The sequence below is a fragment of the Chitinimonas sp. BJB300 genome, from assembly GCF_002735695.1.
Lineage (GTDB): Bacteria > Pseudomonadota > Gammaproteobacteria > Burkholderiales > Chitinimonadaceae > Chitinimonas.
Window position 1 is genome coordinate 65,077 of the sequence record NZ_PDZH01000001.1, and the last position, 18,021, is coordinate 83,097.

The window sequence follows — 18,021 nt, forward strand, 5'->3', positions numbered from 1 at the left end:
GCCATGGCCGATAACGCACCCAAATCGCCCGACAGCCTGGAAATACGCGGTACCCCCTTGGCCAGCGCCCGCCTGAACAAGAAAGCCGCCATCGCCGCCACTGCGGTGGTGGCCGCCATCCTGGGCGTGATCGTCACCAATGTTTCCAGCGAAAAGCCCAAGAAGTCAGCCGAGGAAAGCGCACCACCCAAAAACCTGGAACCGGCACTGAATGCAGCCAAGACCCTGACCAAGGATATTCCGGACATCGTCGCCGAGCCCAAGCAAAGCGAACCACCAGTACTGGCACCCCCAACCCTGCCTGCCCAACCAGGCCCCACCAACGCCAGCACCAGCGTGCCGGCGGCACCCGTCAAGACGACGGAAGACGACGCCCGGTTGGCAGACACGGCATTGCCTCGGTTCTCGGTTGGTGAAACAGCAAGCCAGCGCACAACCGCTGGTATGCCGGGTATCGACCAAGGCAATAGCTTGGCGCGTGCTGCCAGCAACTTGGCCGGCGCGGCAAGTGGCGAACCTGCCGATGAGCCAGACCTGAACCGGCAGGCACAAAAGCTGGCGTTCCAACAGAAAACCCATAAAACCGGCTATCTGAACAGCCAGCTTACGCCACCCGCTAGCCCATTCGACTTGAAGGCGGGCACGGTGATTCCTTCCATTCTGGTCAGTGAATTGAATTCCGACCTGCCCGGCGAAATCATTGCCCAGGTCTCGCAAAACGTCTACGACACCGCCAGCGGCAACCATTTGCTGATTCCACAAGGCACCAAGCTGTTTGGCCGGTACGACTCGCAGGTTTCATTCGGCCAAGAACGGTTGCTGATCAATTGGCAACGGCTGATCTACCCCAATGCCTACACGCTGGAGCTGGGCGGCATGTCCGGCCACGACCGGGAAGGCAAGGCCGGCCTTGCCGACCGGGTGAACAACCACTACGGCCGCATCTTCGGCTGGGGCCTGCTCACCTCCTTGCTATCCGCCAGCTACCAGTTGTCCCAACCGGAACAAGACCGTCGCGACGACCGCGTACTGACCAACAGGCAGGTTGTTGGCGCAGCCGTCGGACAGCAGATGACGCAACTGGGCGTGGAAATGGCCAAGCGCAATATGCGGGTGCAACCCACCATCGAAATTCGTAAGGGTTATCAGATGAATGTCATGGTGAACAAGGACATTACTTTCCCCGGGGCTTACGACTTTTAAGGTCAACTTTTTTGGTCTCGCTTTCAAGAACGGATAGAAGCGAGACCCGAAAAAGAATTGGCCTCAGTACAACGCAAGAAAAATACCCATTTGATTACACAGGTTTTCTGGATAGGAACAAAACATGGCTTACAAATTTGAGCATGAAGTAGTACGTGAGATTCTTAAAGCAACGATTGCAGACCAGAACCCCCACAATACCGACACCAGAAGCCCGTGGTACAGCTTGAGTGATGAGGCACTGAATGAATACACTAAAAAGGTCATTACACATTTAGAAAGAGTGCAGGATTCATCACTCACCATTGCACATGCAATTGCATTGGAATCCAAGGAAACGGAAGACCTAAGCATTGAAGCCAGACAAGGGATTCTTAATCACCTTATCGACAAGCAAAACCAATCTTTAGCGAATACCCCAGCTGGTGACCCAGCCCATGCCGCAAAAGAAAAGCGGCTGGCTGATCTTCAGGATGAGCTGCAGAAACTTGAGACTGTTAGTGAAAGCTTTGAACGCTCCAAAGAACAAACCCAGCAAACACTCACACTACCCAACCATAGATTCCATGATATTGGAACCGGTCAAAACCCTGATCGGGTACGTGTCTATATGGCCGTCTTCGCCCCATATACACCTGGTAGCCCATATAGAGATTTGATACTTGATGACAAAGGTCAACTTGACGCCAAGTCGAACCAACTGTGGATAGGTGCCGGCACACCCTATAAAGCATTGGGATGGCTACAGAAATATCAGTTGGACAATAACAAGGACACCCTGGACAGGAAGAAAAAAAGTTCACCAGAAGTTCTACCCGGTCAACCCATGATACGGTCGGTAGAAGTCAACCGGACATTCTTCGATAGGCACCTACCAGAGGCAACACCAGAAGGCGGTGTGCGATACGGCACCGTTGAGGGTATCAACGAACCAAGACTGATGTATGTCGACGTAAAGAGCTTCAACCAGCTTGGGCTTGATACAACCACACAATCCAATACCCAGCAGAGCGCACTGTTGCGATCGTTTCTAGAAAATGCCCACCCGGAAACGCTCGAAACCATATCATTCAAACATAACCTTCGCTCCAGACCCGAGGGAATCGACGGAAAACGGGTCGATGTCCAAAACTTTATGAAGGACCTCGGCATTTCCGTTGGTGGCGAAGGGCCTTCTGTTTATTTGTTTGATCGTAACAATACGATGTTCCACACGTATAAAGGCGATACTTGGTCATTCAGCACCACAGAAGACCAGATAAAAAAAGTCAGATCTCTACAAGGCATGCTGACTCAATTAGAGCAGATGCATAGCAAGACATCCTCGCTCTCGCTTGCTTCCGATGGATTTGAAACCCCGGCACCTGAGTACCGTCAAGCTCCGGCCGTTGCGCCAATAAGCCCAACATCATCGCGTATGTCAGATGATACCGACAGCGGCTATCTTGCTGATACAGGCAGCCTCAGCGGTAGTGATCGGAGCAGCATTTCATCGAGCCAATCCGACGCCCAAAGCGATCTTGGTACCAGAAGCGACATCTCCGCCCAAGATTTGGAGAGCCGCGCCAGCGAAGAACCCTATTTCAGCACTAACGAATCGGAAGATCGCTTCTTCACCGCGAGTTCTGGCGATGAAGATGATCGCCATCCCGTTGCACTCGACCTTTTTTACAGTAGCGATGCGGATATTGAAGACCACGGGCCAACACTTCCTTTAATAGTGGATCTGGGTTCAGATGAAAACCAGGCAACAATAAAAAACTTCGGCGAGTTCCTGACAATCAATCATCTGACGCCAGGTGCACTCGTCCCGCCAGCAAAAGATATCTCTCAAAATCAACGTGATACACGTGGCGATAACCTTATAAAAGTAATCATTGAAGATGAAATCGCCACACAGTTACTCAAGGACAGATCAAGAAAGCTCAATACGACAGTTGAGGGCCTAATCGACTATTTGGAAAAAAGCCGCTCCGAAAGCATTACCAAACTTGATGAAAATACTACAAATGCCAGTGAGCAATTGATTAAGCAAATTAACTCCAAAAGCCCGGATAATGAATATGTAATCAGCGATATCAAAGAAAATAAGGCGATACTCAGCCAAGTAGAAAGTGAGCGGAATCGCCTATTTCAAACATCGCCACTGATTCAAAAGGTTTTAAAAAACCAGCTGGTACAGAATGACTTGATGGCAATATGCCGAAATACAGGCGAAAAACCTTCAGCAGAACTATTCATTAATGAACTTCGAAAATTTGCGACAGGAGAAGATCCTAAATCTAGGCATCTTGGGGCCAATCTCTTCTTTCACAGCTTACGTATTGTTGCTCAAGAAATTAACCAGACACCTGGCGTTGTACGCCCCGATCCAATACCACACAAAATGATCGCTGGTGAAGACGGCAATGAATCCGACGTGCCCGTCAACAATCGATTACAAAAAATCGATTACTCCGCTTTGTTAAATCAAACACCACAAGCCTCTGGCCTACCTTTTGATATTCATCGCAGTACGGTTAACTATGTGACTAATCCAAAAAAAGCTGCAACAACCTACATGAATGAACTCGACACTCCATTTAAAGGTGGTATTTCTGGGACAACGCGGGATATTTGCAAGGCATTACCGACAATAGCACCCAATTTGCCATCTGAAGAAAAAAACGATTTGTTCTTGCTAAATGCCGCATTTATGGTGAAGAACCAATACCACTCTATGTTTGAGGCACTTTACCCAGTGGCCCGTTATGACACTGGAGATATGGGAAAGGAACTACTGAAAACATTTGATGAATGCCGCGATAATAATATCGGCACTGACAAGAAGAGCAATACTGAGCTTTATCAGCGCACGTTATATCAAATGACAAAAAGCACAGAGCTTTGGAATGCCACCATCAAAGGAATTGATGACAAGCTTCAATTGAATAAAAATTTGATTGAACCTCCTACACCGAATATAGATGGTGTAGCATTAAACAAATTCAATCGTGAAGATGACGCAAGCCGATTCAAAGTGAGTGATATTCAGTACGATAAGCAGTTTGCTATTTTGAGTCTCAACGCACAGCAACGAGACCCTAATAAGTCGCGGTGCTATGTTCCACTGTCTGATCTAAGTAAACTGCCATCAATAGGTAATCAAATAGCCATGCAAAGTAAGCACAATATGGCGGAAAAGAAAAGATCTGTTAATCCCGGCCAAAAGAGATGAAGGACTTCGTTTCTGAATAAGCATCAAACAGAGACGACGGCGTTAAAGCTAACTCAACACCGCTTGCACAGAATAGCCCAAAGGAGACTTAGATGAACTTTGAAATTCCATCCTCTTCGCCCGTGCTGCCACAGCGCCGTGCCAGCAGCGAGCGAGACGATGTGACCCCACCTCCTCTGGGCACCTCGAAAAACCAGGATTTTTACTCATCCACTGCTCGTAACTTATTGAATCGTTGAGTAGGGATTTTTGCAGAGTGAGGTTTTTCGAGGTGCCCCTCTGTCTCCGCAACGTCGCCCGGACTACCCCCGCCTAAACCAACCTTCATCTATTGAAGGATCATCAAAAACCAAGAATTCGGGATTAAAGCGGTAAACCTTTTTTGCTGCACGAATTGAACGCCTGACAGCTACCCCATATTGAGCTTCGGCGACACACCCGCCGTCATCCTTTGAAAATAAAACATGTCTGATCGAGACTCGCTCGTAACCCCGCTGTACACCGTGCCCACCAAGCGCAGCAACCCTGGCACCCTGCTGATGCGCAACATCGGCACCGGTGTTTTCCTGACACTGATCCTGTGCTGGCTATGTACCCAATACGTCGGCCACCAACTGGCGTACCAAACCGCCCTGGGCGAACCGATACTGTCTATTGGCAGCTGGAAGTTGTACACACCGGTGGATTGGTGGGGGTGGTACAGCCGTTGGCATACGGTGGCCAACCCGATTGTCCAGGGTGCATTTCGAGTTGCGTTGTGGCTAACGTTGTTTGGTGCAATCGCCATCGCTGTCTTCATCGCCTACCGGGCAAAGCGGGATAAGGCGCAAATGGATAGTGAGTCGGAACATCTGCATGGATCTGCCCACTGGGCTTCCGCCAAGGAAGTCGCGCAGACCGGCTTGCTGGGCAATGGCAATGGGGTGTATGTGGGCGCCTGGAAAGACACCAGCACCCATCAGATCCGTTATCTACGCCACGATGGGCCTGAACATATCATGGCCTTCGCGCCGACCCGATCCGGCAAGGGGGTGGGGCTGGTGCTACCAACCCTGCTATCGTGGCCGCACAGCGCGCTGATCTATGACATCAAGGGTGAAAACTGGGCGCTAACCGCTGGCTGGCGCAAACAAGAAGCAGGTAACCGCGTCATCAAGTTCGAACCCTCGGCTTTGGATGGTTCCAGCGCACGTTACAACCCATTGGCCGAAGTACGGGTAGGCACCGACCGCGAAGTGGCCGATGTGCAAAACATTATGACCATGATCGTCGACCCGGATGGCAAAGGGCTGGCAGACCATTGGCAGAAGTCCAGCCAAGCCTTATTGGTGGGGGTGGCCTTGCATGTGTTGTATGCCGAAAAGAACAAGACGCTGAATGGGGTGATCGCCTTCCTGAGCGACCCAACACGTACCGTAGCGCAATCGATGCAGTTCATGCTGGATACCGATCATGACCTCATAGGCAATGGTTGGCCGCTGCCCAATGGCACCCAAAGTTACTGCCACCCGGTAGTAGCCGCTGCCGCCCGCGACATGCTGAACAAGGCAGACGAAGAGCAATCAGGCGTCATCTCCACCGCTATTTCCTTCCTGACGCTGTATCGCGATCCCATCGTAGCGCGCAACACCGCCGCCAGCGATTTCCGGGTCAGCGACTTGATGAACGACGAGAGGCCGGTATCGCTGTACCTGGTGGTGCCGCCATCCGATAAAGATCGCCTGCGGCCATTGATCCGTTTGATCGTCACTCAGATCGTCCGTGGTCTGACCGAGAAAATGGAATTCAAGGATGGCCGTAGCATTGCTGGCTACAAGCACAGGCTGCTGCTATTGCTGGACGAATTTCCCAGCCTGGGCAAGCTGGATGTGTTTGAGGAGTCGATGGCGTTCATCGCCGGCTATGGTATGAAGGCCTACCTGATCATTCAGGATATCTCGCAGCTTTGGACAGCCTACGGCAAGGATGAAAGCATCTTCTCCAACTGCCATGTGCGGGTGGCCTATGCGCCCAACAAGATCGAGACAGCTGAGCTGTTATCGAAGATGAGCGGCACCGCCACCATCGTCAAACAGTCGCATTCCTATTCCGGCAGTCTGTATGGCTCCCAATCCAGCATCTCTACTTCCACCCAGGAAACGCAACGACCGCTGCTGACCGCGGATGAGGTAATGCGCTTGCCCGCCGCGAAAAAAGACGCCAATGGCAATGTCAGCGAACCTGGCGACATGTTGATCTTCATGGCTGGGCAGACACCCATTTACGGCAAGCAGATTTTGTATTTTCTTGACCCCACCTTTTCAGCACGCGCCAAAGTGGCTGCACCCGAAAAAAGCGATGTCATCGATCAGCAGAAATGATGCTGCCGAAGTCGCCTTGCCAATACGCCACAGCACAAGCTTTATATGATTGACCTCCCTATCCTTTTGCAGCAATGCGCCCCTAACGTAGCGGCAAGTACGATGCACGCCATTATCCGTACAGAAAGTGGGTTCAATCCACTGGCTTTGCACGTGAACGGCAATGTTCGCCTACAGCGTGCACCCAAAACAGCATCAGAGGCAGCGGCCTGGGCCAGTTGGTTGATCAAGCAGGGCTATTCGGTGGATATGGGGCTGATGCAAATCAACTCCCGCAATCTGCCCCGGCTGAAGCTGACAACGGCTGGGGCATTCGATGCCTGCCAGAACCTGCGTGCCGGGGCCGCCATTCTGACAGCGCAATACGGCCGGGCCGCCCAAACCCATGGCACCGGCACCAAGGCGCTGCTACAAGCCATTTCCGCTTACAACACCGGTAATTTCCAAGGGGGTTTTCGTAACGGTTACGTCACTAAAGTCGTGCAGGCATCCACAGCCCGCTCTACCCCCACACTGGATTTGGCGCGGTTACTGACTACGCCGTCACCCCACCCTGCCAAGGGTGCTCCATCCGTCCAACCCCATACCGCCGACAGCGCCATCGAGGGCTTTGGCATGACACAGAACACCACCACCCTACGTGCAGGGTAGTCAACATCTATAGAAAGCGTTGCCTTATGAAAGTGGTTGTCCGGTTGCTTTTAGCCCTGCTCACCCTCCCCTTGCTCACCGCCTGCCCAGGCATGAGTACTGCTGATAAGTCAGAGTTCGAGGATTTACAGGCGCAGATACCCGAATTGCGCCCTTACACTGTTGATACCAAGTCGATGGCCGAGGTGTACAAGAAGATCAAGGACAAGGAAGAAGGCAAAGTCAAACCGCGTTTAATCAGCACCGTGCTAACCGTATTACCGGCTAGTGAACCCGAGGCGGCAGAGCTGATCAAGGAAAACAATCTGCCTAATGTACCGGGCAGCAGTGTGGCAATCGTCTACACCCCATACGGTTGGAGCGTGATGCTGGTGAAACCTGGGCTGGAAGTAAAAGAAAACCAGGTAGTGGAATTCACCCTGCCTGCCGCCACGGATTTCGATGATCTGGATAATCAGGAAAAAATGAAAACCAAGCTGACTGAATTGCAGCGCGATGGCTCAATCGGCATTCAATCGGTTCGCAGCGACTGCACTGGCGACACCTCAGGTAACGGACCTTTCAGCATGTCATGCAACGGTAGCCCTGCTAATTTTGTTACCAATGCCGACCAATTCTCCCAGACCACCTTAGACTGGCTCAATAACCCGAACAAGCCGGTCACGGCTTCAACAGACAACAACACAACAGGTTGAGCGATTAAATAAGCCGAATCCGCAGATATTGATTGCTGGGACTAAACACTTAGAACCCGTCTAAAGTCTCGCGAGCTAGGGCAAGATAAGGCGAAAACAGCCGAGGAAGCGGAGTTTACGAATGGTAAATGAGCATTCCGCGGCTGTTTTCAACGCCATATTGCCGATGCACAGCAGACTTTAGACAGGTTCTTAGAACCTGTATACGATCTATCGCGAGGGGGCATTACGCCTCTCGCTTCATGCCGACCAGAAAGACTGGAATAGATTGCTATTTCAAATAGTAAAAAAAAGATGCGTTTCCGCATCTTATAAAATCACAGCTTCTGTCTTTAGTTACATAGAAATACCCACTGCACTTGCAGCTAGGTAATTATATGTGCTCCTTGAATTCTTTATTAAATACAGACCATAAAGGACAACAATACCGTTAATCAAGCGGAAGTCTCGTCTGGGTATTTTACTTAAAAATCCGCATCCGCTTGATTTAAATCATTACCACCATTATTTGCTGCCGCGTCGGGTTGGCCTTGAGTTGGACGCCCCCCTTGGACTGGGCGATTATCTGCAAAATCGATGTGCTCAACGTCGATCTTGATCTTCTCACAACCTTTTTCGAGGGTGAGATATTCTCTATCGACTTGACCAGTAATTCTCACGGTGCGATTCGCATACCTTCCCAAATCAAAGTACATATGGCGATTATTAATTAACACACCACCATCGTCATTATCTACCTCGACACAAATACTCACGCCGTCATTGCCGGTAAACTTATAATGATCGCCATAGATACGTCTTACAAACTTACCCACAACACTTACAATCTGGTCGTCAGAAGCGCTTCTTTTTACTTTACCAACGGTGAGATTACTTGGCTCCAGATCAAGATCATCCATCGCATACAAATTTGATCCGAAAAGCGCCATTAAAAGGACGGCACTATATTTAAAAGATAATTTCATAAGTACCTCACATGGGTAGACAACGGACAAATTAATATCCAGACAAACCGAACTGGTCGTGTTGGTAACTTTAATGAAATATTTTACATATGTAAACAATTTAGAATTGTCTAATGAACACATGTTCATTAACCTAAATAACACGTTTAGGCTTAAGGTGGTATTGCGATAAGTAGGTACTCGATATCCCCGATGTTTATACAATAAACAGCCTAAAACATCGGGGATAGCAGATACACCCTATATCCTTATCATTCTTCGACCAGCTGACATTGTGACTGGCTAATCAAAGCCAGTACTTCATCCAGAAATTGTTCTTCAGCCAATTCGGTACCTGCACGTAAATAACCTGGGATACGTTCGACGAATTCCCATTTGGTGGCCGGCTTGAGTTCAACCAACGCTTCAAGCATGGCCGGGCGAAGCAGACACGCCTCCACTTTGGTGGTGGGATAGCGAGGATGAATAATCGTTCGGTTGAATACTTCAAGCTGTTCCCGCAAGCTCCCCTGCCCTACGTTCCGCGAACATTCGACAAGATGGTCCGAACAATCAGTCTGCTCCGCTACAACCGTATCAACCATCAAGGTTTGTACGTTCAATTCGCTCGGGGCTTGGCTTTTCAGTTGATTCAACTCAGCCAGTATCGGTTCAATCTGCGAGCGTGCATTGCGGTACCAGTCTACCGACCAAATGCGGCGAATTTTCCAACCCAACTGTTCCAGAATACTCTGGCGCAATCTATCTCGGTCTCGCGCGGATTTGGCGGAGTGGTAACTGGCACCATCGCACTCAATACCCATTAGATAACGTCCAGGTTTGAGTGGATCGCGGACCGCCAAGTCGATGAAGAAGCCTGCAACACCGACCTGAGGCTCGCACTCATAACCATGCAACGCCAACATGTCTATCACGGCAACTTCAAAGTCGCTATCGGGTGCGCGGGCTGTCTCCGCTTGCCGTGGCATACGCCCGGTTTCGGCAAAGTCGAGGAAGTCTCGTAGGGCGCGCACTCCCTTGGTAGCAGTACCGGTCAACAACAAATCGGTAGCATCAAACGAAGCAAAGGCATGCATGCGTTTCTTGGCGCGGGTAAACAGCACGTTCAAGCGCCGCCAGCCATCAGCGCCATTGATAGGCCCGAAGCGCTGAGGCACACGCCCCCCGACTTCCATCGGGCCATAGGTGAACGAGATATAAATAACATCGCGCTCATCACCCTGCACATTTTCCAAGTTCTTGATAAACAGCGGCTCACCCGTGGCCCTGTTTCGCTCCAGGGCTTCGCGCAGGGTGAAGTTCTCTTTTGAGCGCTCTTCCAGCATCCGCTCGATCTGTTCTTTTTGCTTGATGTTCATCGTCACCACACCCAGCGACTCGTTGGGCGAATGCAGGATGTGATGCTCGACGGCACGCGCCACCGTCTGGGCTTCCTCGATATTGCGCTGCTCGATAAATCGGCCTGAAGGCACGCGAACAAACTTAACGCCAAACTCGACGGACTCCTGATGTGGCGAAGGATAGATCACGAGGTTGTCGTCATAGAAAGCATGGTTTGAGAAGGCAATCAGGCTTTCATGGCGCGACCGATAGTGCCAACGCAAACGGCGTAGTTTGAAGAGCGGCATGGCGGCGTCGAGAATGCTCTCGGCAGACTGGGCCATTGAGAGATCTTGATCTTCCTCTATTTCGTCACTGCCTTGGCGTGCAAAGAAGTTGGTGGGCGGCAACTGCTTGGGGTCGCCCACCACCACAACCTGCTTACCACGCGCAAAGCTGCCCAATGCTTCCTCGGCCCGCACTTGCGATGCTTCATCCATGATGACAAGGTCGAACTTCACCTTGCCTGCCGGCAGATATTGCGCCACCGCCATAGGGCTCATCATGAAGCAGGGCATCAACGCTTGTAGCGCACCCTGCGCCCGGCTGATCAAAACACGGATAGGCTCATGCCGCCGTTGCTTGGTGATTTCATGCTCCAACAGGGCGAGTTCCGTCCGCTCTTTTACTCTGCCGGAGTTCACCCCTTCCGGTACCTTGTGCTGGTCTATCGTCCAAGCGATTTGTTCGCATTGCAGACGCTTCAGTTCATGGTCGATCTCGGCGAACCGGCTGCGGACAGCATCTTGTTCCTTACCCGAAAACTGTGAGAGCTCAGGCTGCTGTTCCAGCAACTGCCTGGCCCAACTATCCAGCAATCCTGCCATGCAGGCTGTACGGCATTGCGAGGAATCAAGCTTGCCTTGTTCGATGGCATCGACCACCGCCGCAAACCCCAGCCTTACCAAGCGGCCCCGCAGACGCCGATACTCCAGCCAGTGCTCCAGCAAGTCAGCACGGTCGGCGGCATGTTTCAGGCGTACCAAGTAGTCTTGTGGACGAGAAGCGGGCAATACCCGCACCCAGGCGGCTTCATCAATCCCGCCTTGTTGGACGAAGCTGGCCCACGCTCCACTCCATCGTGCCAATTGCGCACTCAAGCGTTGTCCACATTCCAACCAGCGGGCAATGCTTGAATCGGCGGCTCGCGGCCCCGCGATTAGCAATTGTCCCAGCCAAAACGGCGCATCCGGCAATGCCAGCAAAGGCTGTAGCAAACTGGCGGTATGCCGCCATGACGCCAAAACCGACTCGCCACTGGACGCAAAAATAGCCGGCAAGGTGACACCACCGAGGCTGGCGCGTAGCTTCTCGTCATCTTCCAGATGCCGGCGTTTATCCTGCCAGCCCGCTACCGCCCGGCAAATCTTGGTGCAATCACCAACCGTGGGCTTAACAAAGCGCGTCTGTAGTGACAACACGGCTAACGCTGGCTTTAAATCGGCCAGGAGACGAGCAAAAATACCGTCCTGAGCCAGCAGATCACCACTGCGTAACTCATGCTGGTCAAAGCGGAACTGTTGTTCCAACAGCAACCGCACTGATTCGACATGCTGAACGAGCGGCACGATGGTGGTAGCAGCTTCGCGCACCTCGTTTAATCGTTCAGCCGGGGCGCCCAACAACCAGTCTGCAATCCACACGGCTGGACCAAAACCCCGGCCACATTGCTCGCGCAAGGTACGATACCAATCACGCACGGCCATGAAGTGGTCAACCGGCGTATCCAAACCTTGAAACAAGTCTCCCAACGCTGCCAGGTACCGACCATTACTTAAAAAACCCTGGTAATCACGCTGCCATTGTTCGGCTGCGGTCAATGCAGCCAATGCCTCATGAAACGCGACACCAGGGCGGGCAAGCTGCAGCAAATCTTTCCGCGCTTTACGCCATGCCCCCTTAAACCAGCAGAAAAACGAGGTATCGGCCAAAACTCGCGCCATGTCTTCCAGCTGCTCAGCACTCGGCAGGCGGTCGACACTCAGTAGCCTGCCCACCTGGCTACGTTCGTTCGCCAAGCGTTCGATTTTCTGGTTTAGCTCAACCAACAGCGGGTCCAGTAACGCATCATCGAACCGCATATGCCGTAGCGCGTAATGTTCCTGCGGCAACCCATTGGCCAGTTGTAACAACAGGGCCAACTGACTCAACCCTTCGGCATTTGCAAGCCATAAACCTGTACGCTCGATCGGCAAGCTAGCTTTTATCGGGTCGAACAAGCGTTGAATCGCCGCACTATTGGCCAAGCACGTCTGGGTCTTCTCCAGCGCACTTTGTAAGTCTTCAAGCAACAGGTGTTCGTTATCGGAATGCCGGCGGACAGCGCCAATTGCCTGCTCAACTTCTTGCCGGAGCGCAGCGCTTTCGAGTACCCCTTGTTGCACATGCTGGCCTAGCTGCTCGTGCTCGGTCCTCAGGGCATCCATCCTGTTCAACCAGCCAACCAAAACCTCACAGCCTTCCGCATCAAGTTTGGCCAACAAGGACCAATCTTCATCGCCCTTTACCCGCTGCAAAGCCATGAGCTTGTCAGCCAGCGTGCCGATCTGCCTCAAGCTAGCCTGCGCCAAAGCGATATACTGAGTTTGGTCTGCCAACGCCATAGCAGTGGTTTGCAAGGAAAACATAGCCGACTGCGCTACCACCAACCGCTGCTGAACGCCTACACGCGCTTCGTTATCGAGGCGTTCGCCCTGTAAACCAAACCAAGGGTGGCTCTCCAGACTGTTGCCTTCGCCACTAAACGCCGCCGTCTTGGCAAAAAGCTTGGCGTAAAACTCGGCTTCGTCCTGCACTCTCGCCTCATTGAGCAAAACCTCGCCACGAGGATGAAACGGCTCGGCCGGCATGGCCAAGGCTTCACGAAAGCGGCGTGCACGGTTTAGTACCTGATGCGCTGACAGCCCAGTTTCCTGGTATGGCGCATGCAGCTGTTCCACATACCGGTTTAGCTTGGCTTTGTGCTGCAACAGCTGAGCAATTTTTCCATCCAGCAACGCCGGTGCGCTAAATGTGCCGCGTCGGCGAATGCGCTGGCCGATCCGTTCAATCACTGCTTGCTTCTGGCTCTTATGGCTATGCATTTCCAAGCAGAAATCACCCAGCCCAGCCCGTGTCAATCGGCGCTTCACTACTTCCAACGCCGCGCTTTTTTCGGCGACGAACAGTACTTTCTTACCTGCCGCAATCGCAGCCGCGATCACATTGGTGATGGTTTGGGACTTGCCAGTACCGGGTGGTCCTTCGATGACCAGATTGTCCCCATTCAGTACATCGATGATGGCGCTGTGCTGCGAGCTATCGGCATCATCAATCAAGGGATAGCGTTTCTCTACTTCCAGCAAAGCGTCGATCTTGTATTCCGAGGTAAAACCACGTGCTGCGTCATCATCAGCCGTCGTTACCACCGCCCCTGTCAGCTGCTTGACCAGGGGGTGATCGGCAATGGATTCACCTGACCAGCGATTCGGGTCCAAGTCGAGATACATCATCAACTTGCCAAACTCAAACAAGCCCAACGAGGCAAAACGATGTAACTGCCAAGCAGGCTTGATGGCCAACACCTTATCGGCCACTGCCTTGAAATAAGCCTCCGGCAGCATCTCGGGCTGGATGGGTGGCAGGGCAATCGAGAAATCGGACTTGAGCTTTTCCTGCAGCGACAAATTAGTCAGTATCTCGTCATCAATACATACCAACTTATATTCATAGGTCGCCGTCTTGGCATTGAGTTCACCACGCTCCAGCCGCACCGGCACCAACATTAAGGGTGCCAGCCGCGTACTGTTCTTACCAGCGATCGATTCATCCCACGCTAAAAACCCCAGCGCTAGGTACAACACGTTTGCGCCGGTTTCTTCAATAGCGCTGCACGACTCGGTGTAGAGCACTTGCAGACGTGATTCCAGTTCTGGCGCAAAGTAAAGCGCCTGAATCGACAAATCCTCATGTCGCCCAGCAGTGAAACCATCGGGTGCAGGTAGTTCATAGTCGGTTTTGATGCCGAGTGTGCGTGCCCACTCTTCTGCATTCGGCAAGCGCTTGGCTTCGGTAACCACACCCGATGCCGACTGATGCACCAGATAACCGGCATCGAGCAATTGCTGTTCAGTAGGTTCAGGCACCGGCTCAAACCGCATAGGCTTGCCACTGATCAACACTTCAAACAGCTGGTCGGGTAACTCATCCACCACCCGTACAAAGCGCTTGCCACGCGAGTAGGAGAAATTAAGCAAGCGATTACGGGCACTCAAGTCCAAGAGCCGGTTGCGAAGGCGCTCAAGATTCGGCGGTATGTTGACGGGCCTGCGTGAAGGTTCTGCCCATTGCGCCAATTCATTTGCATTAGCAAATTCCGCAATTGATGACGAAAATCCCCCCGCCAATGGCGAGACCTCGTTCTTATCATTTTTGCTTGGCGCCGCATCCCTCGCGCGGGTAACTTGCTCGGGCAGCCCAGGGGTTTTATGGATATCGTCAATCATGTACAGGCCAGCCTAAATGCGGAGGCCCGCATTATCAGGGCGTTCAGCCATGGTGACTACCAGATTGCCTTGCAGCAAAGGCTTGCCTAGCAAGGCATAGCCTAAATCTTGGTACTTATATGGCCTTGCCGTGCTTGTAGGAGCCGCTCCACCCCCTACTGACTTAACAAATACAATGGTACCAATTTGTTTAACCACTTTCTGCAGGTGCTACCAGCATGGTTATACATGCATGCATCCATCACTCAGCCAAAAATAAAAACCGGTGGCCTTTAACCACCGGTTTTCTTTCGCCCTACACTTGCTTTTATTCCACACGGGCCTTGAGGTTTACGTCCTTATACGGGGCTTTACCTTGCAGCAAAATATGGAAATAACGGTCCCCGCCTTGCATGTTATCCAGCACCAAAGTACCGGCTTGCGATTTGAACTGGTAGTCAGTTTGGGTAGGCCAGCTGGACGTCTTTACATACAAGGCGACATCGCTATCCATCCCTCCTTCAGTACGTAGCGTAATACGCTTGGCACCCTTGGGCGCAAATACCCAGAAGTAAGCGTTACTACCAGACAACTTCGGGCGCAGGCAGCGGTCAGCCAGTGCCTGGGAATTGGCGGGGCAGTTGCTTTCACTGTAAATATCATCGCTATTATTAAAGGTGGCTGTCAGGCTCAGGCCGGCGTAGGTTGAATTGGGTCGGATCAACAAATGGTAGTAACCGGGGACAGGGGCATTGATCACCACGTTTTCTTCATTACCCGCCTGAGTGGATTTAGCAAGATAGCTGCTCTCGGTGGGCCAGCCTTTCTTACTATCCTGTACGTACAGGTCAGCATTGCCTGTGCCGCCACGTGTATTGATGTTTAACTGCTTGGTACCGGCTGGTACATTGACATAGTAATAGGCATTGTTAGGGCCATTCACCACACGTGTACAGCCATCGCCCAAGGCATCAAGCCGTGTTGGGCAATTTCCCGAGCCACCGCCACCGCTGGGCTTACCACCTGCGAATTCGCCACCCGGATTTACCATGTCGAGCCATTGCGTAAACTCGGCATCATATCGTGTACCTATGGCGTTCATCAGCTTGGTGTAGCCGGCGTAATCCCCGGTACGGGTAAAAGCCAGCGCTTTTTCAACATCATCACGATGACGTTCAAACATAAAGCGCACTGCCAAGTAGCCCCAGCGGTAGGCCCGATTTGCGTAATCGCCCATGCCGTAGACATTGCTGAGAATAACGCTGAGTAGATAGGTTTTCTTACGGGCCTCTACGATGGCTTCCGGGTACTCGTTCTGGTGCGAGTAGTACTCGCCAACGCCTTCAACCCACCATACAGTATTGGCACTAATGGTCTTAGTGAAATCACCTTCCATATTGTAACGACCATCCAGGTAATGGATGTACTCATGCTCCAGATTCCACACTTGGAATTTTGGACGATTCCACGAAGCCTCATGGGCAATAAAGCGCGCCTGGTTGTTGGGATCGGCAGGATTACCTTCTAAATACATGCCGCCATTATTGGTAGCAATACCAAACAATACTCCGGCATAGTTTGAATAGTTGCTGTAATCATCGAATACCACTACTTCTAGCGCGGTATTTTTATCGTTTGGTACGGGCTTGCTGCTCTGTGGGTCGGCGCTCGCAAACATGCCGTAATGGAACAGCTTTTCTTCAGCACCAATCAACGCGCATGACTGCTTGAATTGATCAACCGTCATGTCTTGCGCCAAAATTTTCAACGATGGACTGCACTCATAACGGTTTGATAACACTTTCGTCTTCAACGTTTCCCTGAAGTTACAAGTGCCATAATAGCTACAGTTTGCTGAGTCATAGGCATCAACCATTGTCGCCGCGCCTAGCCACATCGGTGCGCCAAGGCCCACCATCTCGTTTTCCGACAGTACCGTCCGTAAAAAAGTCTGGGCTTGCGATTTACGCTCGGTGTACTTCATAAAGCGGCCAGCTTCATTGACCGCATTGACCAGCATGAATTGGGAATCTGTACCGCGCAGGTAAAAACGTTGGCGGTAAAAATTACTCAGCGCTTCGATAATCGTCGGGTCGTTTCGCACCGCTTCGACAAAATCATCGTTCTGGTGGCCGCGAAAAAGCACAGTAAACACATTATTTACTGCATTGCGCATCGACCATAGCTTGTAATAACTGTCGTCCGACCGCTTGAGTAAATCCAACGCAATCGGCAGGTAGCGGGCATTTTCAGCAGCACTGTCAATCAGCGTAATCGCCTCGCTAAGCAACCCCCCATTTTCTTCCGTTACCTGGCGCGTTGCAGGGTTAGCAAACAAAGTATCTAGCGCGGCGCGAGTAGCAGCCTTCAATGCTGGACCATATTCCCCCACATCATCACGGTTGTACCACTGGACGTAGTAACCCGCGCGCATGAAGGCAACGATTTGCTGAATTTGACTGCTATTGGTGCCATCGTAACTCTGTGCCTGCTTTTTAAGCTCCGCGGCAATATTCACCATCTGAGTCTCGGCCAACGCATCATGCGCCGTACGGCCTGTAGCCGTATACAGTTGATTGACACACGCTACCGATTTTGATTTGACCAATGTGACCAGCGCATCACCTCGCGCAGCGGCGAAGTCCTCTATGCGGCAGGTCTCGTCTATTGCTTGATGTATCACGCGCTTCCGCGCCATTTCAGGGTTTGCCACTTCGGCCGAGATAGGGGATGGGAGTGGCTTCGTTACCGTCCCTACTACTGAATGACGTTTTTCTGGGTAGACCTGATCTAATACTGATGCGCTGGGCGGAAGGGCGGCCTGCGCGCCCCCAAAAGCCAGCGCAAGCGCTGTAACCAGCAAACTACGGGCATTGAGGCGATAGTCCATTCTTTATTTTTCCATAGTGAATACTGTGGGTAGACGAGTGGCAATGCTGGCAAGCTACTGACAAAGAAGCTAAACCGTATGATTACCACAACACAATCTAGGCAATTTTTTGGCCACCTGACGTATTAATTTTCAGGTAAATCGCCACATCCCCAATTTAGGAAGAAATGACGTTGTATTGCACCAAAAAAGACCAA

At 51.7% G+C, this 18,021-nt stretch carries 8 protein-coding genes; 5 read left to right on the forward strand and 3 right to left on the reverse strand.

The genetic code is table 11. The features are described from left to right. Nucleotides 1-3: 3 nt before the first annotated feature. The 5 genes from CSQ89_RS00315 (at nt 4) to CSQ89_RS00335 (ending at nt 8,126) form a co-directional block, all read left to right on the forward strand. The gene (locus CSQ89_RS00315; RefSeq protein WP_099404202.1) at nt 4-1,203 is read left to right on the forward strand and encodes a TrbI/VirB10 family protein; all 1,200 of its coding nucleotides are present in this window, start codon (nt 4-6) and stop codon (nt 1,201-1,203) included. A 124-nt stretch (nt 1,204-1,327) separates the two neighbouring features. Further along, nucleotides 1,328-4,420 (forward strand): hypothetical protein, encoded by a 3,093-nt coding sequence (locus CSQ89_RS00320; RefSeq protein WP_099404203.1) that lies wholly within the window; start codon nt 1,328-1,330, stop codon nt 4,418-4,420. Between the two features lie 464 nt (nt 4,421-4,884). Beyond that, entirely contained in the window at nt 4,885-6,780 is a 1,896-nt protein-coding gene (locus CSQ89_RS00325) for a type IV secretory system conjugative DNA transfer family protein (RefSeq protein ID WP_099404204.1), read from the forward strand. A 45-nt stretch (nt 6,781-6,825) separates the two neighbouring features. After that, nucleotides 6,826-7,431, forward strand: coding sequence for a lytic transglycosylase domain-containing protein (locus CSQ89_RS00330; protein ID WP_099404205.1), 606 nt, complete (start codon nt 6,826-6,828; stop codon nt 7,429-7,431). A gap of 26 nt (nt 7,432-7,457) precedes the next feature. Further along, complete coding sequence (locus CSQ89_RS00335) at nt 7,458-8,126, forward strand: hypothetical protein (RefSeq protein ID WP_099404206.1); 669 nt, start codon at nt 7,458-7,460, stop codon at nt 8,124-8,126. Between the two features lie 464 nt (nt 8,127-8,590). On the opposite strand, the gene CSQ89_RS00340 is transcribed toward CSQ89_RS00335, so the two are convergent. The 3 genes from CSQ89_RS00340 to CSQ89_RS00355 form a co-directional block, all read right to left on the reverse strand. After that, nucleotides 8,591-9,091, reverse strand: a complete 501-nt coding sequence (locus CSQ89_RS00340) for a NirD/YgiW/YdeI family stress tolerance protein (protein WP_158228840.1) — start codon at nt 9,089-9,091, stop codon at nt 8,591-8,593. Nucleotides 9,092-9,342: 251 nt separating this feature from the next. Next, nucleotides 9,343-14,955, reverse strand: a complete 5,613-nt coding sequence (gene hhe / locus CSQ89_RS00345; protein ID WP_099404208.1) for a DUF4011 domain-containing anti-phage protein Hhe — start codon at nt 14,953-14,955, stop codon at nt 9,343-9,345. Nucleotides 14,956-15,262: 307 nt separating this feature from the next. Continuing rightward, nucleotides 15,263-17,824 carry a M9 family metallopeptidase gene (locus CSQ89_RS00355; RefSeq protein WP_099404210.1) on the reverse strand — a complete coding sequence of 854 codons (2,562 nt, stop codon included), beginning with the start codon at nt 17,822-17,824 and terminating at the stop codon, nt 15,263-15,265. Nucleotides 17,825-18,021: the final 197 nt, after the last annotated feature.

Coding starts and splice junctions, on each gene's coding strand:
- CSQ89_RS00315 (WP_099404202.1), top strand. CDS start 4: ATGGCCGATAACGCACCCAAATCGCCCGACAGCCTGGAAATACGCGGT.
- CSQ89_RS00320 (WP_099404203.1), top strand. CDS start 1,328: ATGGCTTACAAATTTGAGCATGAAGTAGTACGTGAGATTCTTAAAGCA.
- CSQ89_RS00325 (WP_099404204.1), top strand. CDS start 4,885: ATGTCTGATCGAGACTCGCTCGTAACCCCGCTGTACACCGTGCCCACC.
- CSQ89_RS00330 (WP_099404205.1), top strand. CDS start 6,826: ATGATTGACCTCCCTATCCTTTTGCAGCAATGCGCCCCTAACGTAGCG.
- CSQ89_RS00335 (WP_099404206.1), top strand. CDS start 7,458: ATGAAAGTGGTTGTCCGGTTGCTTTTAGCCCTGCTCACCCTCCCCTTG.
- CSQ89_RS00340 (WP_158228840.1), bottom strand. CDS start 9,091: ATGAAATTATCTTTTAAATATAGTGCCGTCCTTTTAATGGCGCTTTTC.
- hhe (WP_099404208.1), bottom strand. CDS start 14,955: ATGATTGACGATATCCATAAAACCCCTGGGCTGCCCGAGCAAGTTACC.
- CSQ89_RS00355 (WP_099404210.1), bottom strand. CDS start 17,824: ATGGACTATCGCCTCAATGCCCGTAGTTTGCTGGTTACAGCGCTTGCG.